Here is a 21978-nt window from a genome sequence, read left to right on the forward strand (position 1 = left end):
CATCAAAAACAGTATTGCAGAAAAGGGGGTAACCATAGATGTAAGAGCGAAACCATAAGAGGCTGTGACCGCAGGAATGGATATGTACACAAAAAAACCTCCCCAGGAAAATCCCAGGGAGGTTGTTCACCGCTACAACGCGTAATCAGCTCTTGGCCTTGCTCATCTGGGTAAACAACTCCGTAGGCACTTTCTTGCCATTGGAGGTGAACTGGTTGGTGCGGAATTTGTAGACCTCGCCTTCGGAGAGGAAACCGTCTTTATTGGTGTCCATGGCCTTGAACTCTTCACCGCCCTGCGGGGCTACGGTCAGCAGTTCCTTGAGCGAAACGCGGCCGTCGTGGTCGGCGTCGGTACGGGCGAACGAAGCATCGCCGCACTTGCCTTCACCGCACTTGCCTTCGCCGGCCTTGGTCACCTTGGCGCCGGACTCTTCAGCGCCACACTTACCTTCGCCACACTTGCCTTCACTGGTTTTTTCCGCCGAGGCCAGTTGGTAGCCCTGCGGCAGCGCGTCTGCGGCAAAAGCGTTCGAAGCAAGGTTGAGGCTGCCGGCCAGTGCAACAGCGATCAGGCCAATACGGGATTTGTTCGACATACGGGACATGGTGATTCTCCGGATACTGTGTGCGGCCGAGCCGCGAAGGTCTATGCCACAAGGGCGATAAGCCGTGGTGCGAGGCGCGGTTGCTTTCTCGCTAAGGCAGGGCTATTTGACTGCAACCGTGTATCCCGGATGTATCCGGTTGCCGGGGCATTTGTAAGCCAGTCTGCGTACGACGGGCCTGGATACACAGCGATACACAGGCGCAGGTCTTCCCGTCGCTGGAGTGGCTATGTACTATCGGCAGCGGGCCAATGCTGCCCGCCGCTCGCTCCCGAAGGGAAAGGTGAAAGCATCGCTTCCTCATACGAACCCTGTCGTATCTCTTGACGGTCGAGGTTTGGCAACGCGGGCACCAAGGCATCTCGGCTACAGGAGCAACGATGTTTTCAATCGAACAAGCCAAGCAGATGGCCAAACAGTTGCGCGCCTCGCTGGAGGAACGCAATCAGGGCCTGTCTCACTCCACCGCGCTGGAACTGGTCGCGCAGCAATTGGGCTACAAGGACTGGAATACCGCGTCTGCGATGCTTGCCCCGGCAGCCCCCCAGCCCACGCCCACGGTGACCTTCGACAAGCCCATTCCCATATTGCGGATGTTCGACGAAGCCAAGGCCCGTGAGTTCTATCTCGATTTCCTGGGCTTTCACGTCGAATTCGAGCACCGGTTCGAAGCCGACCTGCCGTTGTACCTGGGCATCAGCCGCGACGGCCTGCAACTGCACCTTTCCGAGCATCATGGCGACGCCAGCCCGGGTTCGACGGTGTTTGTCCCAATGAACAATATCGAACTGCTTCGCGATGAATTACTGGCCAAGCGCTATGGCTATGGACGCCCGGATATTGTCCAGCAGGGCTGGGGGCAAGTCCTGGAAGTCTACGATCCGTTCGGCAACCGGATCCGCTTCTGCCAAGGCTGATCGACGCAGCCCTGAGACCTGCAAGGCTGGGCTTTTAACCGCCCTGCCTTGCAGTTTTCGGATAGCGCAGAGCGCCCGATCCGAGCATTATCGCCGCCCCCGCTTATAGCCGTTCACCCCCGACTAGCATGCCCTGCGTCAAATCCGGTCAGTCAAAACCGTCTCTATACTCAGCCAGAACCACCTGAACGGAGGATACCCATGCGCTACGCCTTCACATTGAAAAATGGTGCCATGGCCCTTTTCGATCCAGATACCGCCTTGCTTACCATCACATCAACCCATGGAGAAGTTCAAAGCACTACGATAGGCAGGGCCGAATCGCGTCTACTGGACCTGCTGCTCATGGAGCCCGGCCAGACCAAAAGCCGCGAGGAGATCATCGACTACACCTGGAATGACCGCGTCGTTGCCTCCGGCAGTTTGAACCAGGCCGTTTTCTCTCTTAGAAACCTGCTCAACGACAGTCGTGATCACGAAATAGTGATGACGGTTCCGCGCAGAGGCTATTGCTTCAACCGCCTCTATGTAGTGGATGCGCATACAGACTTGCCAACGTCTTCAGATGAAGCCATGCCTGCGCCTGCCACTGAAGAGCCGGCGCCACAGGGCAATGATGATCTGCCGGTGCCTGCAGCAATAACCAGAACATCAACTTACATTACAAAAGCCCAGTTGATCGGCTACGTCGTGACCTTGGGAGTATGCGCCTTCACCGGTTTCCACTCTGGCTTCGACACAACGAAAATAGAAGTTTCCAGCGCAAAACATCATGAACTGGCCATCCATGCGGTAGGTCAAAGCGTGGCAGAGGCCGATGCGCTGAGGGATCTTTCGGTTACGCAGGCGCAACAACTTCCGGCCAATTTAAAAGGTGATGTCTGGCTGAACCTGTTTAAAACAAACTACTCGATTTCGTGCATTCGCCCGGATCAAAGTACTGCAAACCTGCAATTGAACAGCGAACAAAAAGACCTTGCACTGATGATCCGGCAATGTCTGGAAGCCACCCTATGAAGTCAATGACATCTTCAACCGCGCACTGGATTGCACTTGCAATCATCAATGCCGCCTGTGTCTTTTCCTTGATGTACTCGCCCTCTCACTACATGGAAAATATCAGTTATCAAACCATTACCCGACAATGGCTTGAGGACTCGAATCAACTCAACACTGAAGAGTACCTGACCATCGGGCACGGTCGACTGACACAAACCACCTTGGAAAGCCTGAACGGTAAAATCCGTAACGCGACCATTTCGGCGCAGGTGATCCGGGAAAGCAATCATCATGTGCAGATAAAAATCAACAACGTCAAACTGAGCCAGGACAACGAATTATTCGCCATTGAAAAAACGCCGGACCTGTTTTTCAGGCGTCAATTCGTTCTACAGGAAGGCACTATCCTGAACTACGAACTACTCCCTACCGCCGACAAGAACAGCGTCTGTTTTTATGTGCATGACATTGGCCGTTTGCGCTGCATGAATCACTGAGGCATCCGCATCAAATCACGTCACAATAAAAATAATAATTACTGATTTGAATCAAACACCCCTCCCCCATCAGGATCCCGCCTTTATAGTGTTCGCGAGCCGTCAATTCAATGATGACCAAGATCCTGGCAGTTCTATTTCTAGCCGCCATACCCTTCCATTCAATGGCGCACAATGAGCACGCCATCGGCAGCACGGAAATCGAGTTCTACGAAATAGAAATGAGTCCGAACGAAAACATCAAATTGAAACACCTGAAAATCTATTCCGAGAATGAGCGCAATGAAGGTGAAGGGGCGCTTGATAACGCATTGCCTCCCCCACCACAAAACAACGAGAGCGATGAACTTTCGCTGACGCCCGTTTGAAAATATGGATTATTGACTTCAACAAGCCTCGTGAGCACAGGACTATCCGATGGCCACGCCGTGACAGTGATGCGGCTGACACACTGCACTGCCTGAAAAATCATCAACAAGGAAAGCACCTCAATGCTGCTTAAAAACCTCGCAAGCGTATCCTTTGGTGTATTGCTTTCACTCAAGGCCTGGGCCGATGACAAGGCACTTTATAGCGCCGACCTGACGCACATTGAAAGCAACGAAAACAAGCTGATCGATGAACAATCCAGTTACAAGATTTGCACCGATTATCGCGTCGATGATTTTTTTGCCTTTGACGCCGCAGCCCTCGGCCCGGCAAACCAGACAGCCATCTTTGGCTCGAAAATAGCGCCGTGCAAACTGCAGAGCCTGGTGGAGTTAACCACGAGCGACACGTACGTCTTTGCTGCGGCATTGGAGCTCATGCGGGAGTCATCGACGTGATGAGCCTCGCCCCCGCAAACCACGAAGCCAGCTTTCGCCAGCAAAAACTCATTGATGGTTGCAGGCGCCCATGCAGTCGACTGCAGTTTGATTCAGCCGTCACGCTGATCGGCTCTGTTCCTCAAGGCTGTGTAACCTTGGCCATCTCCCGGACTTCTGTCGGTCGACCCACTGTCAACAACCATCAATTGCGGCCTAACGAAATCATCGTGTTGTATAGCGGTGAGCCCGTGCACTACACCTGCGAGCCGAATGAAACTCTTTTCACCCTGACCACGACGTTAGAACATTACGCACAATGCGTGAAAAACCACTCATTGATCGACGTACTTGCCCATCGACAGGCGCACCACTTCCAGGTGGCCAATTTCAAACTGGTAAAATCTGCGATTGACGTCTTCAACGCTCATTTGATCGACATTAATGAGCCTGATATGAATCAACGCGACCACCATGAACAATCAGCCGCTGACGGTGAATTGCTGGTTGCCCTGTTACGGGCCCTGACACCTATTGGACGCTGCGCGCTCAAGCCCCCGACCAGAAGAAAGATCGCGACCGAGGCCATTGAGTACATCCATCAAAACACCAACAGGCCACTGAACATGAAGGTGCTGGTAAAACAACTGAAAACCACCACTCGCAGCTTGCATCATGGTTTCGTTGAAACATTTGGAACTTCGCCGATCGCCTACATCAGAAACCTCAGGCTCGCCCATGTCCGCCGAGACTTGGTCCGCAATACCTGGCCGACGGTCACTGAAACCGCTATGTATTGGAATTTTCATCATCTGAGCCGGTTCTCCAAGGTGTATCAGGAAGCTTATGGTGAAACACCCTCGGAAACGGCCAGGCGCAACAGTTCCAAACTGGCAGCGGTCAACAAATAACAATCAATGACTTTCAGTTCACTCGCTGCATGGCCAGGATTGTTCAGGTCTACCCAAGGGGAAAAGCATGCGCTATCGATTAAATACGCTGCCACTCAAACAGAAAATCATCCTGTGCCTTGCCGCTTATTTATGTGGCGTCGCGCTGGCCTGGATGATCGACGCCTATTAACACCCTACACCTGATAACCAACAACCTGTACAAGGATCCACCTCACATGTTACTTCGAAACATTGGCTTCGTTTCGCTGCTCTCGCTGCTGTCTTTTCAGGCGCTCGCCGATGACAAGGGTTTATACCTTGGCGCTGGCGTCAGTAACATTGAAACCGACAAAACCCATTTGAACGATGAAGACAACAGTTATAAGGTTTTTGCAGGTTATCGTCTCAACAGCTATCTGGCCTTTGAAGGCGCTTTCGTGGATCTTGGCCAGTTCAAGGACAAGAATCTGGACTTCGACGGTAAATCTGTCCAGGCCAGCGCGCATCTCGGTATTCCTCTGGGAGAGCGGGTACGAATCTTCGGCAGTGTCGGTGCCCATGCCTGGGATGCGGACGGCAATGCCGCCGATGATGATACGGGCGTCAACCTGACCTACGGTGCCGGTGTTGAAGTTGATGTATTTCGCAACATCGGTGTCCGCGCTGAATATGAAGTACTGGAAGTCGGCAACATCAACCTGAATCAAACAACGGCCTCTGCTTTTATTCTGTTCTAATACCCACTTCAATTGAGCGGCGATGCCGGTCGTAGCGACCCAAGGCAATCTTGATGCCGACCAGCATGGGCGCGGCCACGACAAACAGCAGGGCCACGGTGAAAAACGCCGTATCGAAGGCGATCACCGTGGCCTGCGCCGACACCGCCTTGCCCAGCAGGCTGGTCGCGCCCCGGGCGGCGGCCAGTTGATCCATGCCCTTGCCCGCCAGCATCGCCGTGCTGGCGATCATCCGTTCGATCAACGCGCTTTCCCCAGGGGTGACGTTGGCGCCGAGTACCGCGGCATTGCTGACGATGTGGTGCTCGATCAGGGTCTGCAGCCCGGCGACGCCCATCAAGCCACCCAATTGCCTTCCTGTATTGAACAGGCCGATGCCCGCGGCAAGATTGCGGCTGTTGAGGTTGCTGAACGCGATCAGGGTGATCGACAGGAACAGCAAGCCCAGGCCCAGGCCGCGCAGGAGGATAGCCGCCATCATGTCGTCGCTGCCGCTTTCGCTGGTGGAACCGGACAGCATCCACATTGCCGCCATGATCAGCAGGATGCCAAAGGGCACGGTCGCAACCGGAGGAACGCGTGCGAATTTGAAGGCAATGGCTGCGATCAGCAGCGAGCCGACAAACAAACCGCCGCTGGGCAACAGCAGCAGGCCGGCATCGGTCGGCGTGAACGCGAGCACCGACAGGGCGAACGCCGGAATCAGGTACGCGCTGCCAAACAACGCGGCACCGGCGACGAAACTGACGAAAAAGGCAAAGGTGAAATCGCTGGACCTGAACACCGTGAAATCGAACAGACCCCGGCCTTCGGCCAACACTTGCTGGCCGAGAAAGGCCAGCAGCGCAGCGCTGCCGATGACCGTCAGCCACTGGATGCGCGGTTCCTCGAACCAGTCCCATCGGCTGCCCTGGCTGAGCACGTAGGTGAAACAGAACAGGGTCACGGCGATCAGGCACAAGCCCGGCCAGTCAAAGCCCGGTTGCCGCACTTTGGCGGGCATGGGGTGGTCGGCGATGAGCAAGAGACCGCTCGCCGCCAGTGCCAGCGGCACCACACTGAAGAAAATCCAGGTCCAGGACTGGCTGTCGATCAACCACCCTTGCAGGGCCGGTGCGAGGGTGCCGGGCGCGACCACGGCGCCCATGGCGAACAGCGCTTGCAGGATCGGCTGCAGCGAATGCGGATAGGCGCGAAAAATGATCGCCTGCCCCGCCACCAGCAGGGCGCCGCCGGCGAACCCTTGAATGAGGCGCAGCGCGATCAGCAGCTCCAGCTGAGCCGTGAACGCAGCCATGCAACACGCCAGGCCCATGGCCAGGGTGGCGCCGATGAGCACGTGACGGGCAGAAAACCGTTGCATCAGCCAAGGCGCAGTCATGAACCCGATCAGCTTGAGCGCAATGTAGCCAACATCCAGCCAGGCGAATTCGTCAGGCGTGGCATAGGTGTCGCCAAGAATGTCGCTACGCCCGAGCGCGAGCACCGTTCCGGCGATCGCCTCCGTCAACGCGGCCAGCACGATGCCCAGCATGAGCAGGATGCCGGTGGGGGTCCTGCTGTTCAAAGTGGCCTTGGCGAGGGTGTTCATGAACCTTCCCCTTGCGCCACCTCCACCCGCGCGGACAGGCCCGGCACGATGCGCCCGGGCAGCGGATTGTCGGCCAGGCGGATCTTCACCGGAACCCGCTGCACGACGCGCACGAAGTTGCCGGTAGCATTGTCCGGTGGCAGCAAGCTGAACGCCGCGCCACTGCCCGGTGCGAAGCTGTCGACCACGCCGGCCAATGCCGCGTTGGGGTAACCATCGACCGTGATGCGTACGCGCTGGCCGGGGCGGATATGTTCGAGCTGGGTTTCCTTGAAGTTGGCCACGATCCACACATCCTTGACCGGCACGATATCGAGCAGGGCCCCCCCCGGCGTCACGAAGCGGCCGAGACGTATCTGCCGGTTACCGACCACGCCATCCACGGGCGCGCGCACCACGGTGTGCTCAAGATCGATCCGGGCAAGCTCTCGTGCCGCCTCCGCCTGGGTCACGGCCGCCACGGCCGCCTCTCTTTGCGCGACAAACACGGCGATGTGTTGCTGCTGCGCCTCAACCGTCGCCGCCGCTGCCGATACCGATGCCGCGGCCCTGGATTGTGCGGTGCCGGTTTCATCCACCAGGGCCTGGCTGACCGCGTTGCTGACGATCAGCTTGCGGCTGCGCTCGTGGGTCTTGGTGGCCAGGTTCATGTCGGCGCTAGCCGAACGGCGCTGGGCCTCGGCCTGGCGGATCAACGCCCGTTGCAGCTGGATCTGCGCATCGACATGGCTCAGGCGCGCCTGGGCGGCGCTGACATTGGCCACCGCTTGCGCGAGTTTGGCGCGATAGTCGCGGTCATCGATGCGAAACAGCACGTCACCGGCGCGCACGGTCTGGTTGTCCCCGACCTCCAGCGCCGTGACATAACCGGCGACCTTGGCAGCGAGCGAGGTGACGTCGCCACGGACATAGGCGTTATCGGTCGAGGTCACGCCGCTGGAAAATGCCTGGGCGCCCCACGCCGCCACGACCACCACAGCCCCCACACACAACAAGATACCGAGGGTCTTGCGCTTGCTACGCCGCGCCACGACGACAGGGGGCGCGGTACTTGCGCCGGCGGCGATGGCGGACTTGTCCTGGAGCGCGTTCATTTTTTCATTTCCTCTGTGATGCCTGGAACTGCGCCAGCCACGGGGCGGCAGCGGTGTGCCGCCCGGCTGTCGAGGATGCCTGAGCGGGTAACCGGCTCACTTTTCAATGGGTGTCACCAGGGGCGTTTTATCGGTGTCGAGGACGAACACGGCCAACAGGCGTGCAGGTTCGGTGGCGCTGGCGTTGGCGCTGACTTCGTGCACCGAGCCCGGCTCCTCTACGAAGTTTTCGCCGACCTTGTAGATCTTTTCTGGCTGGCCTTTGATTTTGATGCGAAACGCACCTTCCAATACCGTTGCATAGATAAAGGCAGTTTGCGGATGGGTGTGGGCCGGTGAAGCGGCGCCTGGCCCGTACTCGACGACCACGCCCTTCATGCTCTTGCCAGGAATGTTGGGGATGGGCCGGTCGAACACCACCGTCACCTTGCCGGCGGGTGGCTCGGCGGCCGACACGGCGCTGGCCATCAGCGCTGCGAAAACCGCGGCCAAAACAAATCGGGTAACCATGGCATTGCTCCTTCTTGATTGGGGATGGGTGGCGCGAACCGTTAGCGGATCGTCGACCGGGCGAGCCAGTCTTCGAAGCGGATCGCGCCCAGGCGTGCGTCCTTGCCGGCGGTCAGCGATCGATCGTCGAGCACCGAGCCGAAATAGCGCGCGTTGACGTCCGGCACGACCTTGCGCTGGTCCTGGGTTACCTGCATGAAGCGCCTGGCCAGGTCGTCGGTCGGCATGGCCTCGGGCCCTGCGACTTCGACCGTGCCATTGACCGGCGCTGCCAGCACCACATCGGCCAGCGCCGCCACCACGTCGTCGGAGGCGATGGGCTGGATCAGCGCCGGCGAAACGCGAATCTCCTCGCCGACGGCGAACGACTGGACGATGCCGCCGACGAATTCGAAGAACTGCGTGGCGCGCAGCAGGGTGTAGGGAATGCCGGAGGCCTTGATGAGGTTTTCCTGGGCGACTTTGGCCCGGAAGTAGCCGTTCTCCGGCAGGCGTTCAGTGCCGACGATCGACAGGGCCACGTGATGGCGAACGCCGGCCGCGGCTTCGGCGGCCAGCAGGTTGCGGCTCGAGGTTTCGAAGAAATCCAGCACGGCCTGGTCTTCCCAGGACGGCGCGTTCGCGACGTCGACCACCACATCGGCGCCATCCATCGCTTCGGCCAGGCCTTCGCGAGTGATGCTGTTCACCCCCGTGCTCGGGCTGGCGGCGAGTGCCTCATGACCGCGCTCGCCAAGGGTTTTCACAAGTTTCGATCCGATGAGGCCGGAGCCTCCGATGACGACGATCTTCATGGGCTTTCTCCACTTGTCGACGGCAAACATTGCGTCGGTGTAGAGAGATTGCCTGCGCGCGTGAGGCAAGTCCTTGCGCCGGGCTTGGGATTGCCTTGGCGAAATCCTTAATTTACGTCCAAAGCTGCCGTATGATCGGCATCTGGTACTAATCACCAGTCGCCTGGGACACGGAGTTGAAGGCGCTTCGCCAGGGGATTTCACCTTGCCATTCGCGTTTGAAGACTACGTGCTCGATCAGGAGCGCCGGGAGCTGACCTGGCGCGGGCAGGTCGTGGCCGTCGGACCGCAGGTCTTCGATCTGTTGCTGCTGTTCGTCAGCCAACCCGAGCGCGTGGTCAGCAAGGACGACTTGCTCGAGGCGGTGTGGAGCGGCCGGATCGTCTCGGAATCGACGATCACCAGCCACATCAATGCGGTGCGCAAGGCCATCGGTGATAGCGGTGAAGAACAGCGCCTGGTGCGCACGGTCGCGCGCAAGGGCTACCGTTTCGTCGGGCAGGTCAGGGTCGACCCTGGCGACCAGGCGCGGCCACCTGACACCGAGCAACCCGCTGTCCTGAAGCCTGCGCCAGCCCTTGTCCTGCCGGACAAACCCTCGATCACTGTCCTGCCCTTCCAGAACCTGAGCGGCGATCCCGAGCAGGAATACTTCGCCGACGGCGTGGTGGAGGACATCATCGCCGCGCTGTCGCGGATCCGCTGGCTGTTCGTAATCGCGCGCAACTCGAGCTTCACCTACAAGGGCCAGGCGGTGGATGCCATGGGTGTCGGCCAGGCACTGGGCGTGCGCTACGTGCTCGAAGGCAGCGTACGCAAATCGGCGAACAAGGTGCGCATCACCGGGCAGCTCATCGACGCCACGAGCGGCACGCATATCTGGGCGGAACGTTTCGAAGGCCTGCTCGACGATATCTTCGAGCTGCAGGACCAGATCGCTGAAAGCGTCGTCGGTGCCATCGCGCCGCAACTGGAACGGGCAGAAATCGAACGCGCAAAACGCAAGCCGACGGAAAGCCTGGACGCCTACGACTACTACCTGCGCGCCATGGCGAAGCTGCACAGCGGCAGCCGGGAAGCCATCGAGGAGGCGCTGCCGATGTTCTACACGGCCATCGAACTCGATGCGGAATTCGCTTCGGCCTATGGCATGGCTGCCTGGTGCCACTTCTGGCGCAAGCTCAACGGCTGGATGGGCGATCGCCCGGCCGAAATCGCCGAGGGCATACGGCTGGCGCGCCTGGCGATATCACTCGGGCGCGATGATGCCGTCGCGTTGACCCGCGGCGGCCATGCACTGAGCCACCTGGCCGGCGAAGTCGACGCCGGCATTGCGTTGCTCGACAGGGCGCGCCTGCTCAATCCCAATCTCGCCCCCGCCTGGTACCTGGGCGGCATCCTGCGCGCGCTGCACGGCGAAACGGATGCCGCGATCAAGGACTTGAACCATGCCCTTCGCTTGAGTCCCCTCGACCCGGAAATGTTCAGGATGCAGGTCGGCATGTCCCTGGCGCACTTCTTTGCCGGGCACTTCGATGCGGCAGCGGACTGGGCGGAAAAAGCCCTGGGCAACCTGCCCAGCCTGCTCCCCCCGGCAGTCCTGGTGGCGGCCAGTCATGCCCTGGGCGGACGCATGGACAAGGCCAGGCTGGCGATGCAACGCCTGCACGAACTCGCCCCCTCGTTACGCGTCTCCAACCTCAAGGACTGGCTGCCGATCCAGCGGCCCGAAGATTTCGCCCGGCTCGCCGATGGCCTGCGGCTGGCCGGGTTGCCGGAGTAACGGCAGTCGCAACCCGGCTCACGCCACCTGCATCAACTTCGCATAAGCCTGCAGATGGTGATCGTCATCGCCCATCTGACGGGCCACCATCAGCAAGTGTTTGGCATGGTGCGACAGCATGTATTCCCAGGTCAGGCCGATGCCGCCATGCAGCTGGATAGCCTGGTCCGCGACGAAGCGGCTGGCGCGGCTGACGATGAATTTGGCGGCCGCCAGCCTGCGACTGCGTTCGTCACTATCGGCCTGATCGGCCACACACGCGGCCAGCAGGGTCATGGAGGTGGCCTGGTCCAATTCGATGCGCATGTCGACCATGCGGTGTTGCAACACCTGGAACTTGCCGATCGGCTGGCCGAACTGTTGGCGGGTCTTCAGGTAGTCGAGGGTCAAGGCGCAGGCGGCTTCCATGCTGCCGACGGCTTCGGCGCACTGTGCAGCGATGCAACGACCTTGCTGGTAACGCAACGCGGGCAAAGCCTGTCCCGGTTCGCCGAGTAGCGCGCTGGCGTTGACGAACACGTCCTCAAGGTACAGCTCGCAGGCCTTGCGCCCGTCCATGGTGGCGAAATCGCGCCGAGACACACCGGCCTCCTGCGGGTCGAGCAGAAACACACTGATGCCCTGCTCGTCACGCACCCCGTGGCTGGTGCGCGCCGACACCAGGAGCAGCCCGGCACTCTGGCCGCCGATGATCACCGACTTGCGGCCATTGAGCTTCCAGCCCCCGGTCACCGGCTCGGCGCGGGTCTGCACATCATTGAGCCGGTAATGACTCTGCGGCTCGTCAAGGGCGACCGCCAGTTGCAGGCTGGCGTTGCCGACCTGGGGCAACAACCGGTCTTTCTGGGCTTCGCTGCCCAGTTGGGCGAGCAGGCCCCCGGCAAAAATCACCGATTGCAGATACGGCTCAAGGCACAGGCCCCGGCCCAGCTCGGTCATGACCAGCATGTTCTCCACGCCGCTGCCACCGTAGCCGCCATAGGCTTCGGCGAAGGGCACAGCGCACAGGCCAAGTTCGCCCAACTGCTGCATGAACCGGGCGCTGAAGCCCTGTTGGCTCTGGCGATATTGCTCACGCCGCTCGAAACCGTAGACGTCACGCACCAGGCGCGCGGCGGTTTCCTGCAGCATCAGTTGTTCTTCTGTCAGTTTGAAATCCATGATCGTGGCGCCTTACAGTTCGAGGATCATTTTCGCGATGATGTTCTTCTGGATTTCGTTGGCCCCGCCATAAATCGAAGCCTTGCGCGCATCCAGGTACTGATAGGTGGCCGTGCTGCCGTAGTCGGTGTAGAGCGACGGTTCGCCGCCATAACCGAGTTCATCCTCGATGAACGGCAAGGCATACGGGCCCACCGCCTTGCTGATCAGGTAGGTGATGGCTTGCCGGATTTCAGTGCCCTTGATCTTCAGGAACGAGCTTTCGGCACCGGGTGCATCACCGTTGCGGGTGGCGGCCAGGGTGCGCAGGCTGCTCATCTCGGCGGCCAGCAACTGCATCTCGACTTCGGCGATCTGAGCGCGAAACAGCGGGTCTTCGATCAATGGCTGGCCGTCACGGAGCTCCTGGCTGGCAATGCGCTTGAGCCGGTCAAGCAATGCCTTGTTGTGGGCAATCCCGCCGATACTGGTGCGCTCGTGGGTCAGCAAGTACTTGGCGCAGGTCCAGCCTTGATTCTCTTGCCCCACCAGATTCGCCACGGGCACCCGGACGTTGTCGAAGAACACTTCGTTGACTTCATGTTCGCCATCGAGGGTGATGATCGGGCGCACGGTGATGCCCGGGGTTTTCATATCGATCAACAGAAAGGAAATACCCCGCTGCTGACGGGCCTCGGGGTCGGTGCGCACCAGGCAGAACATCCAGTCGGCATAGTGCGCCAGGGTGGTCCAGGTTTTCTGGCCGTTGACCAGGTAGTGATCGCCCTCACGCACGGCGCGGGTTTTCAACGACGACAGATCAGAACCCGCGCCGGGTTCGGAGTAGCCCTGGCACCACCAGTCTTCGCAGGAAAGAATGCGCGGCAGAAATTGCGCCTTCTGCTCGGTGGTGCCGAACTTGATCAGCACCGGCGCGACCATCTTCAAGCCGAACGACACGACTTTCGGCGCCCCTGCCGCAAAGCACTCTTCGTCGAAAATATGCTTTTGCACAGCGCTCCAGCCGGTGCCGCCCCATTCCTCGGGCCAGCCCGGCGCCAACCAGCCTTGCCGGTTGAGCGTCTGCATCCATTGCACCTGATGTTCCTTGCTCAGGCGTTTGCCCAGGGATATCCGCTTGGACAGTTCACTCGGCAGGTTGTCGCGCAGGAACGCCCGGACGTCCTGGCGGAAGGCCAATTCGTCCGTGGTGAAATCAATATCCATCGATCAACTCCAAAAGCAATTGGGCATACCTCCCCCTGTAGGAGCCAGGCTTGCCGGCGAACCGGGCGCTGCGGTCTATCTGCCGCACCGCGTTATCGTTCTTCGCGGGCAAGCCTCGCTCCTACAGCGAGGATGGCGGGGTTTATTCAAAAACGATGACCGAGCGCGCCAGTTCACCGTGGCGCAACTCATCAAACGCCTCGTTGATCTGCTCCAGGCGGATGCGTTGGGAAATCATTTCGTCGAGCTTGAGCTTGCCGGCCATGTAGAAATCCACCAGGCGCGGCATGTCCACCGGGAAGCGGTTGGAACCCATCAGCGAGCCCTGGATGCGGCGCTCATGCAGCAACTGCAGTGGATCGAGCTCGATTTTCAAGCCCGGCTTGAGCATGCCGATCACGGTGGCGGTGCCGCCGCGGGCCAACATGGCGAACGCCTGCTCGGCGGTCTGCTTGAGGCCGATGCATTCGAAGGCATGGTGCACACCGCCACGGGTCAGCTCCAGCACCTGCTTGGCCGCATCACCGTCCCGGCCGTTGATCAGGTCGGTGGCGCCGAACTGTCGGGCCAGATCCAGTTTCGAGTCGAGCATGTCGATGGCGATGATGCGTCCTGCCCCGGCCAGCGCCGCGCCGTTGATGGCGGCCAGGCCGATGCCGCCGCAGCCGATCACGGCCACGGTCTCGCCCGGACGCACCTTGGCGGTGTTGAATACCGCACCGGTGCCGGTGGTGACGGCGCAACCGAGCAGTGCGGCGCGGTCCAGCGGCATGTCACGGCGGATCGCCACGCAGGCGTTTTCGTGCACCAGCATCTGCTCGGCGAAACCGGACAGGTTGACGAATTGCGGCATCGGTTTCTGCACGTAGGTCAGGCGCGGCTCATCGTCTTTGTCGCGTTTGGTTTCCGGGGACACGCAGCGCGCCAGATGGCCGGTCACGCAATGTTCGCAATGACCGCAGAACACCGTCAGGCAGGTCACCACGTGATCGCCGGGCTTGACCGAGCGCACTTCGCAGCCGACCTGCTCCACCACGCCGGCGGCTTCATGGCCCAACACCATGGGACCCGGGTAGGGAAAGGCGCCGTCAATGACGTGCAGGTCCGAATGGCACACCCCCACCGCTTTGGTGCGGATCAACACTTCACGCGGACCCGGTTTGCTGATGCCCACGTCCTCAATGACCAGCGGGGCTCCAACCTGATGGAATACGGCAGCTTTCATGGCATATCTCTCAATGATGATCGGGGTTCAGGCCGGGTTGGCCGCAGTGCGCAACACCGCTTTGGCGTGACTGAAGGTGCGGAAACCATCGATGCCGTGATAGGCGCCCATTCCGCTCTGACCCACGCCACCGAACGGTAGGCCTTCAGTACTGGCGTGGCTCAATACGCCATTGAGGGTCACGCCGCCGGAACAGGTCCGGGTGAGCACCATGGCCTCTTCGGCGGCATCGTTACCGAAGTAGTACAGCGCCAACGGCCGCGGCCGGGCGTTGATCTGGGCGATCACGTCCGTAATCGAGTCGTAGGGTTTGATCGGCAGCAGCGGGCCAAAGATTTCGTCCTGCATGACTTGCAGATCGTTCGCCGGATCGCGCAACAGCGTCGGCACGATCTTGTTCAGCGTGGTCTGGCTGAAATCCTCGTCGGAGGCGTTGAGCTCGATCAGTTCGACTCCGGCCTCGCGCGCTTCACGCAGATAGCCCTGCAACCGCTCGAAATGCCGGGCGTTGATGATCGAGGTGTATTCGGGGTTGTCCCTGAGCGTCGGGAAGAATCTGGCTACCACCGCTTGAGCTACGCCGATGAAGGCGTCGACCGATTCGCGCGGAACAAACACATGGTCCGGCGCCACGCACAACTGACCGGCATTGAGCAGTTTGCCGATGACCACCTTGGCCACCGCCTCGTTGAAGTCCGCCGTGCGCGAAATGATGGTGGGCGACTTGCCGCCCAGCTCCAGGGTCACCGGCACCAGGTTTTGCGCCGCCGCGCGCAACACGTGCTTGCCGATGCTGGTGGCGCCGGTGAACAGCAGGTGATCGAAAGGTTGAGCACAGAAGGTCTGGCCAACGTCCGCGTCACCCAGCACCACCGCCACTTCGTCTTCGGCATAGACCGAGCGAATTAGCCGGGCGATCAGCGCCGAGGTGTGCGGGGTGAATTCCGAGGGCTTGATCATCACCCGGTTGCCGGCCGCCAAGGCACCGGCCAGGCCGCTGAACACCATGTAGCCGGGTACGTTCCAGGCGGTGACGATGCCCACGACGCCCATCGGCTGGTACTGCACCCAGGCTTCGCCGGCCCTGGCCTGACGTGGTTCAGGACGCATCCATTGGGCCAGTTCGGCCTTGGTCTGCTTGAGCGTGGCCAGCGGCGACAACACTTCACTACCTCTGGAGAACCCCGGGCTGCGATGGCCGAAATCAGCGGTCAGGGCATCGATTATGGACTGTTCGTGGTCGACCAGCAGGCCGATCGCCCGGTCGAGCAACTCACAGCGTTCTTCGAGGGTGAAAGGTTCGCGAGCGAGGAAGGCTGCTCGCTGTTTTTCCAGGAGGGTGCGGATGTCGGTACTCGGTGAACTCTCGATGGCGCTCATCACTGGCTCTCTTGTCATTGTCAGGACGCGCCGTGCTCTGGAAGCGACGCGTGGGTCTGGCTGCATGGTTGACCATCACCGGCGTGACGCCGCCACCCGGATCAGGTGGCTGGCGGCAGTCGGCAGGGTCTCAGGCGAGAATGCCCATCGCCTTGGCGCAACTGATCGCCTGGGTGCGGCGGCAGGCACCAAGCTTGACGTTGATGTTCTTGGCGTGGGACTTGACCGTGTTCTCTGAAATGCACAGGCGACTGCCCACTTCGCGCACGGACATGCCCTCGGCCAGCAGCTTCAGGACAGAGACTTCGCGGGGTGTCAGGTCATCCTGGTAATCCGGTACGCCGCTCGAGCGCGCCGGCGCCTTGGCGCTCTCCAGCGTTTTTTCGCGCTGCACGATCCGGGCTTTTTGCGCGGCGATTGGCCCCTGGTAACACGCGCGGTCGATCTTGCCCCAATGCATGCGCCGCTCGGCTTCGTAGAGCATCAGGTGAGCCTTTTTCGGATCCTGATTGCGCGAGGCAATTTCGGACAACAGCAGATACCCGTGGAGGACAAAGGGCGCGCAGCAGTCGCGCACTTGCACAAACCCGGCCTGGGCAACCTGCTCGGCTTCGCCGGTTTGTCCCTGCTGCAAGAGCCATTCGCCGTGCAGGAACAGCAGTCGCCCGAGCAATGGACAAGGCTTCGCCCGGCGACCGCCCAGCCGCGCAAGCTCGGTGCACAACAGCGAATGCGCCTGGTCCGGATCGCCCTGAAGCATCATCAATCGCACCCTGTCGATGTTCACCAGCACTTCAGATTCGTGGCAGCCCTGGCGTCGGGCGAGCTCCAGCGAATGCTGCAAGAGCGCCTGGGCCTCGGCCAGGTCAGCGGTTTGCATGGCGATGCGCGCCAGGATGCAATGACACAACAGTACTGACAGCCAGTCTTGGGCACTCAGGTCCTGCAGGGCCGCACGGCAATGCAGGCGTGCCTGTTGCGTGTTGCCGCGCAGGGCTTGCAAGGTGCCGAACAAGCCCTGCCAGTTGGCCAGCAAGCGTCGATTGCGTTGCGGATCGGGTAGCGGCAGGAAGTGTCCCAGGCCTTGCAGGCAGGCCTGGGCTTCATCCAGCCGACCGCTGAACAACAACGCCTTGGCGCACAAGTAGATCAGGCGCGGGCTGCTCTGCAGCAGCTGCGGCTCGATGCGTTCGCGCCAGTCCATGAACCGGTCCAGATGGCGCTCGCTCAAAATCCAGCTCAGCCACAACCGTTCCATGTAGGTCGCGGCTACCTCCGGTTGATCAGCACTGAGTGCCTGCTCGACAGCGTCATCAACCTGACCCAAAACATTGAGCAACTGACAGGCGCGCAAGCGCAGCCGATTCAACGGCGCGCCGCTGAGTCGGCCCTGCAAGGCCTGCGCAACGGCCGGCAGCAAGCGATACCAGCCGGGCTGATTGTCGATCGGCAAGAGAAAGGCCTGGTTATCCAGCAGGCACCTGAACACCCGGCCCCCCTGCTGCCCTTCCCAGAGTTGCTCGCAAAGGTCGGCACTGGCCTTGGACAAATGCGCCAGCCCAAAAAGGACTTCCTGCTGCTCTTCGCTCTGACGCGTCAGCAGTTCGCGTTCAAGGTAGGGGCTGAGCAATGACGAAGGTAGCAAGCGGACACCCGCGCACCATCCGCCGGTCTGATGCCACAAGGTTTCGCGTGAGGCGGTATCAGTCTCGGGCGCGAGCAGACTGACCAGCGATTCGAATTCATCAGGACGCAGTGCCAGTTGCCGCGCATCCAGCTCCAGCAGTTGGTTGGTGAGCAGCAGGTGCGGGAGGTTCCAGTCTGGGCGTCGGCGGCAGGTGACCAGTACTTGCAGGTTCGGGTTTTGCAGGGCCAGGAGTTGATCGAACCAGTGGTTCAGGTCTGTCGGCATTTGCGCTGGCAAATCATCGAAGACCAGGCGCAGCATTAGATCTTGATTGTCTGGACGGGCCTCATCGCTGGCAAGCCAGCTCCTACAGGGGAACGCGGTCAACTGTAGGAGCTGGCTTGCCAGCGAATGCGATTGGCCAGTCTCCAAATTCCTTGAATCGAGCATTGCCAGCAAGACATCAGGTTCTGTATCTGCTGCCAACCCAAGTGCACAGGCCAGCATGCCACTCAAACCGTCCAACGTTTGCGGCAACCCAGCCAGGCTTAACCAAATCGCCTCGCCCCGCAAATACTCGCGCAGCAACGCGGTCTTCCCATAACCGGCAGGTGCACAAAGCAGTTGCAAGCGGCGTTGTTCACGCTTGAGCAGATCGCTCAGATGCGGCCGTGGCACATACATGACGGACCTCCTGGGTGAAGAGAGGACTGCATCATTGGGCCAGGCGACCGGATAGGCGCCACCCGCATCAGGTGGGTCACTCGCAAACGCACAACGCCCTGCGAACAGGGCGTTGTTTCCAGCCAGGGCGAGCCCTCAGCGGATACCGGCGTTACGCAAGGCTGACGGGGTGAAGTCGGTCATCTTAGCGGTCATGCCATAGGTCGTGGCATGCTTGGCCTGGTTGGTCATCGCCAGCACGTTGTAGCGACCGGCGATCAGGTCATAGATCCCGAGCATGGCGAAGTTGGGTGCGCCGCGCTCGTAATCGTTGATCGCATACCCTTCCGCCACCCGCCACAGCTGGCCACGACCGTCATAGTGATCGACTTCGGCCAGTTGCCAGGTGTCCTCGTCGAAGTACATGTCACGTTTGGCGTAGACATGACGTTGGCCTGGCTTGAGCGTGGCCTCGACATGCCAGACACGGTGCAACTCGTAGCGGGTCAGGTCCTGGTTGATGTGCCCTGGCTTGATGATGTCGTCGTACTTCACTTTCGGCGACTGCAGGCGATAGTTGTTGTACGGGATGTACAGTTCCTTCTTGCCCACCAGCTTCCAGTCATAACGATCCGGCGCGCCGTTCATCATGTCGGTGTTATCGGCGGTGCGCATGCCGTCGGAGCCGCTGCCCGGGCCGTCGTACGCCACCTGCGGGGCGCGCCGCACCCGGCGCTGGCCGGCGTTGTAGACCCACGCCAGGCGCGGTTCCTTGACCTGGTCGATCGTCTCGTGGATCAGGATCACACTGCCGGCCATGCGCGACGGCGCGGTGATTTCCTGCTTGTAGTAGTACAGGACGTTGTCGCCCTCGCCCCCCGATACGCCTTCCATCAATTGCGGGAACGCCAGCTTGTCGTCGTACTCGACGATGGAATAGGAACCGTTGGCTTGCGGTGCCGCCTGCGCCGCCTGGCGCTCCATGTTGCCGCCGCGATAGCGGTTGGTGTGGTTCCAGTAGACCTCGACGCCGCTCTTTGGAATCGGGAACGGGTAGTAGCGGGTTTGGTTGAAATTCAGCAGGCCATTGCCGTCGGGGGTCAACTCGGTGGTCACCGCGCTCTTTTTCGCCAGGTCGTAGATGTTCTGCGGCGCCGCGGCGCTGCGCTGGGTCTTGTACACGGGGATCTTGTAGCTGTCCGGGTAGCGCTTGAACATCGCCAGCTGGCCCGGGGTCAGCTTGTCCTTGTACTGCTCGGCGTTGGCCGCGGTGATCACCAGTTGCGGCTTTTCGCCGACAAACGGATCACCGAGAAAGCCGTTGTCGAGGGCCGCCGCGCCGGGCTTCAGGCCACCGCTCCAGGCCGGAATGCTGCCGTTGGCATTGCCTTCTTTCTGAGCGCCCAACGGGGTCAGAGTGGTGCCCAGCTGGGCAGCCTCCTGCGGCGAAACGGCGGCCATCACACCACTGGCCAGCAACGACAGGCTCAGTGCGCTGGCGCGAAGAATAAAACGTGCGTTCATGTTCAGTTTCCTCTGGCAGGGTTGCATCAGAAATTCACGCCGAAGCTGAGCGCAACGTAGTCACGGTCAACGTTGGTGTTGAAATCGCCACCGAAGTAATTGGTGTAACTGAGGCTGGCGTTGTAGGTGTTCAGGTAATCGGCATCCACCCCGACGCTGACCGCCTTGGACCCTTCATCGAAGTTCGGGCCGTAGCCTTCCACGTCATGGGACCAGGCCAGGTTCGGCGACAGGTTGATGCCGGCGATCACGTTCGGGTAATCGAGCTTGCCGCGCAGGCGATAGCCCCAGCTGTTGCTGGTGTAGAAGCCATCGTCATTGCATTCCTGCGCCGGGTTGCTGGCGGTCGGCGTGCCCACGGCGGTGCCTCGGCACGTGGCCGCGCCCGCGGCGCCCTGCAGTTCACCGGAACCGAACGCCGGGCTGCGACCAAAGCGCAGGTCGCTACCGTCGGCCTTGCCCAGGCCATTGATGTGGTTGTAGCCCACCTCGCCGACCACGGTCAGGCGACTGGCCCCCAGCACCTGATCGAAGAACTGGGTCGCGGTCATTTGCGCCTGGGTCACCGGCATGCGCTTGTAGCCGTTGACCTCGGCCCCCAGGTTGCGACCGGCGAAACCGGTGGTGATCAACGGCGAGGTGGCGCCGAACGTCGCGGCAGACAGCAGGTCAGCGGTGTTCAGTTGCAATGGCATGTTCGGCCGGTAGCTGACCTCGCCGCCCAGTGACACGCCGGCAACGTTGGTCTGGAAGCTCAGGCCATACAGGCGGATATCTTCCGGATAGTCGATGAAATACCGCACGCTGCGCGCCGAGGTCACACCCCCTGCCGCACTGGTCATCTGGTTGATGCTCAGGTACGGGCTGCGGCTGTGGTAGTTCATCGCGTAGGCACCGAACTCGGTGTCGTTCGCTTCCGGCACGTACCAGCGCAGGGCGACGCCATACTGGCCGCTGTCGCTGGCATCGTTGTCCTTGAGGCGCGGAATGAACGCATCGTCAGTCCCGGCGGCGATGGCGGCCAGGCCACCAGTATTGCGCGCGGCACCCGGTGGCAGGTCGAGACCGGCGACCACCAGCCGGTCGTTGCAACCCTGGGGTACGCCGTCGCTGCCGAAGAAGGTGCCGCAGTTGTCGACCACCGACTTGTCCCACTCCAGCTGGTAAAACGCTTCGGCGGTGATGTTGTCGGCCAGGCCTTGGGATACGTAGAGCAGGTTGACCGGAATCAGGCCTTCCTTCACTTCCGCACCCGGACGGCGCAGCGCGGCGACGTCGACCGGGTTGATGCTGTTGATCGAGTTGCCGATGAACGTACTCTCGCCCCAGCTCACCACTTGCTTGCCCAGGCGTACGTTGCCCACCTGGTCGCCGATCGTGTAGTTGTGGTAGACGAAACTGTCGAGGAACATCGCCCCCGACGACTTGGCCGCCCGGTCACGCCCCGCGTCGTCGATGTCGTAGAACGGACGGCTTTCGTCCATCAGCTCGAAGTCATACCAGTACTTGCCGCGCACGAAGGCACCGCTGTCGCCGTACTTCAGCTCCAGGTCATGCACACCCTTGAAGATTTTCGAGAAGGTTTCACCTTTCTTGAAGTTCAGCCGGTTGTCGTCGGTGGTCCGCGAGGACGACTCGCCACCAGTCACGCCCTGGGAGTTGAAGTTGGAAATGAACTGCTTGTCCGGATCGCTGGTAGACCAGCTGGCGCCGACCGACAACGATGAATCGAAGCTGCCCTGAATCTCCCCGATGTTGAAATCAACAGCGTTTGCCTGATTGCTCGCACAGGTGGCAAGCATCACGGCGACGGCCAGCAGACTTGGCTGGAAGACTCCGCGCATTGTTGTTTTTGTCATGCGGTTTCTCCGGTTAAGGATAAGTGTTGGAGAGCCCATGCTAGCGAGGCTCTCGTGGGGTACTGACACCCGAACGGGTGATTTGAAACGGTGAAATCGGTGAGG

Annotated in this window: 20 protein-coding genes; 8 read left to right on the forward strand and 12 right to left on the reverse strand. The window is 60.6% G+C overall.

Annotated elements, in window-relative coordinates:
* Positions 1 to 145: 145 nt before the first annotated feature.
* Positions 146 to 607: a hypothetical protein gene (locus tag HFK74_RS18360; protein WP_180204676.1), complete on the reverse strand. Its 462-nt coding sequence runs from the start codon at positions 605 to 607 to the stop codon at positions 146 to 148.
* Between the two features lie 380 nt (positions 608 to 987).
* On the opposite strand from HFK74_RS18360, the gene HFK74_RS18365 reads away from it, so the two are divergent.
* The 7 genes from HFK74_RS18365 (at position 988) to HFK74_RS18395 (ending at position 5456) form a co-directional block, all read left to right on the forward strand.
* On the forward strand, positions 988 to 1524 hold the full coding sequence (locus HFK74_RS18365) for a glyoxalase superfamily protein (RefSeq protein WP_180204677.1): 537 nt from the start codon (positions 988 to 990) through the stop codon (positions 1522 to 1524).
* 201 nt (positions 1525 to 1725) lie between these two features.
* Positions 1726 to 2541, forward strand: a complete 816-nt coding sequence (locus tag HFK74_RS18370; RefSeq protein WP_180204678.1) for a winged helix-turn-helix domain-containing protein — start codon at positions 1726 to 1728, stop codon at positions 2539 to 2541.
* Positions 2538 to 3020, forward strand: coding sequence for a hypothetical protein (locus HFK74_RS18375; RefSeq protein ID WP_180204679.1), 483 nt, complete (start codon positions 2538 to 2540; stop codon positions 3018 to 3020). Before HFK74_RS18370 ends, HFK74_RS18375 begins: the two co-directional genes overlap by 4 nt.
* Positions 3021 to 3130: 110 nt before the next feature.
* Positions 3131 to 3388, forward strand: a complete 258-nt coding sequence (locus tag HFK74_RS18380; RefSeq protein WP_180204680.1) for a hypothetical protein — start codon at positions 3131 to 3133, stop codon at positions 3386 to 3388.
* Between the two features lie 123 nt (positions 3389 to 3511).
* Positions 3512 to 3847: a hypothetical protein gene (locus HFK74_RS18385; protein WP_180204681.1), complete on the forward strand. Its 336-nt coding sequence runs from the start codon at positions 3512 to 3514 to the stop codon at positions 3845 to 3847.
* Positions 3847 to 4737: a helix-turn-helix domain-containing protein gene (locus tag HFK74_RS18390; protein WP_180204682.1), complete on the forward strand. Its 891-nt coding sequence runs from the start codon at positions 3847 to 3849 to the stop codon at positions 4735 to 4737. The genes HFK74_RS18385 and HFK74_RS18390 overlap by 1 nt, the downstream gene beginning before the upstream one ends.
* 218 nt (positions 4738 to 4955) lie before the next feature.
* Positions 4956 to 5456 (forward strand): outer membrane beta-barrel protein, encoded by a 501-nt coding sequence (locus tag HFK74_RS18395; RefSeq protein WP_180204683.1) that lies wholly within the window; start codon positions 4956 to 4958, stop codon positions 5454 to 5456.
* Here the strand turns inward: HFK74_RS18395 and HFK74_RS18400 are convergent.
* The 4 genes from HFK74_RS18400 to HFK74_RS18415 all read right to left on the reverse strand — a co-directional run bounded on the left by HFK74_RS18400 (position 5443) and on the right by HFK74_RS18415 (position 9445).
* Complete coding sequence (locus tag HFK74_RS18400) at positions 5443 to 7047, reverse strand: DHA2 family efflux MFS transporter permease subunit (protein WP_180204684.1); 1605 nt, start codon at positions 7045 to 7047, stop codon at positions 5443 to 5445. The genes HFK74_RS18395 and HFK74_RS18400 overlap by 14 nt on opposite strands.
* The gene (locus tag HFK74_RS18405; RefSeq protein ID WP_180204685.1) at positions 7044 to 8141 is read right to left on the reverse strand and encodes an HlyD family secretion protein; all 1098 of its coding nucleotides are present in this window, start codon (positions 8139 to 8141) and stop codon (positions 7044 to 7046) included. Before HFK74_RS18405 ends, HFK74_RS18400 begins: the two co-directional genes overlap by 4 nt.
* 96 nt (positions 8142 to 8237) lie before the next feature.
* Positions 8238 to 8651: a cupin domain-containing protein gene (locus HFK74_RS18410; protein WP_180204686.1), complete on the reverse strand. Its 414-nt coding sequence runs from the start codon at positions 8649 to 8651 to the stop codon at positions 8238 to 8240.
* Between the two features lie 41 nt (positions 8652 to 8692).
* The gene (locus tag HFK74_RS18415; RefSeq protein WP_180204687.1) at positions 8693 to 9445 is read right to left on the reverse strand and encodes an SDR family oxidoreductase; all 753 of its coding nucleotides are present in this window, start codon (positions 9443 to 9445) and stop codon (positions 8693 to 8695) included.
* A 205-nt stretch (positions 9446 to 9650) separates the two neighbouring features.
* Between HFK74_RS18415 and HFK74_RS18420 the strand changes: the two genes are divergently transcribed.
* Positions 9651 to 11228 (forward strand): winged helix-turn-helix domain-containing protein, encoded by a 1578-nt coding sequence (locus HFK74_RS18420; protein WP_180204688.1) that lies wholly within the window; start codon positions 9651 to 9653, stop codon positions 11226 to 11228.
* 18 nt (positions 11229 to 11246) lie between these two features.
* Here HFK74_RS18420 and HFK74_RS18425 read toward each other — a convergent pair whose 3' ends face one another.
* The 7 genes from HFK74_RS18425 to HFK74_RS18455 all read right to left on the reverse strand — a co-directional run bounded on the left by HFK74_RS18425 (position 11247) and on the right by HFK74_RS18455 (position 21873).
* Positions 11247 to 12389, reverse strand: coding sequence for an acyl-CoA dehydrogenase family protein (locus HFK74_RS18425; RefSeq protein ID WP_180204689.1), 1143 nt, complete (start codon positions 12387 to 12389; stop codon positions 11247 to 11249).
* Between the two features lie 12 nt (positions 12390 to 12401).
* On the reverse strand, positions 12402 to 13595 hold the full coding sequence (locus tag HFK74_RS18430; RefSeq protein WP_180204690.1) for an acyl-CoA dehydrogenase family protein: 1194 nt from the start codon (positions 13593 to 13595) through the stop codon (positions 12402 to 12404).
* 142 nt (positions 13596 to 13737) lie between these two features.
* On the reverse strand, positions 13738 to 14820 hold the full coding sequence (locus HFK74_RS18435; protein WP_180204691.1) for a Zn-dependent alcohol dehydrogenase: 1083 nt from the start codon (positions 14818 to 14820) through the stop codon (positions 13738 to 13740).
* 27 nt (positions 14821 to 14847) lie between these two features.
* Positions 14848 to 16200 (reverse strand): coniferyl aldehyde dehydrogenase, encoded by a 1353-nt coding sequence (locus tag HFK74_RS18440; protein WP_180204692.1) that lies wholly within the window; start codon positions 16198 to 16200, stop codon positions 14848 to 14850.
* Between the two features lie 130 nt (positions 16201 to 16330).
* Positions 16331 to 18511: a LuxR C-terminal-related transcriptional regulator gene (locus tag HFK74_RS18445; protein ID WP_180204693.1), complete on the reverse strand. Its 2181-nt coding sequence runs from the start codon at positions 18509 to 18511 to the stop codon at positions 16331 to 16333.
* A 135-nt stretch (positions 18512 to 18646) separates the two neighbouring features.
* Positions 18647 to 20014, reverse strand: coding sequence for a DUF1329 domain-containing protein (locus HFK74_RS18450; RefSeq protein WP_180204694.1), 1368 nt, complete (start codon positions 20012 to 20014; stop codon positions 18647 to 18649).
* Positions 20015 to 20040: 26 nt separating this feature from the next.
* Positions 20041 to 21873, reverse strand: coding sequence for a DUF1302 domain-containing protein (locus tag HFK74_RS18455; protein WP_180204695.1), 1833 nt, complete (start codon positions 21871 to 21873; stop codon positions 20041 to 20043).
* Between the last annotated feature and the right edge of the window lie 105 nt (positions 21874 to 21978).

This window comes from Pseudomonas sp. SbOxS1 (assembly GCF_013416725.1).
Lineage (GTDB): Bacteria > Pseudomonadota > Gammaproteobacteria > Pseudomonadales > Pseudomonadaceae > Aquipseudomonas.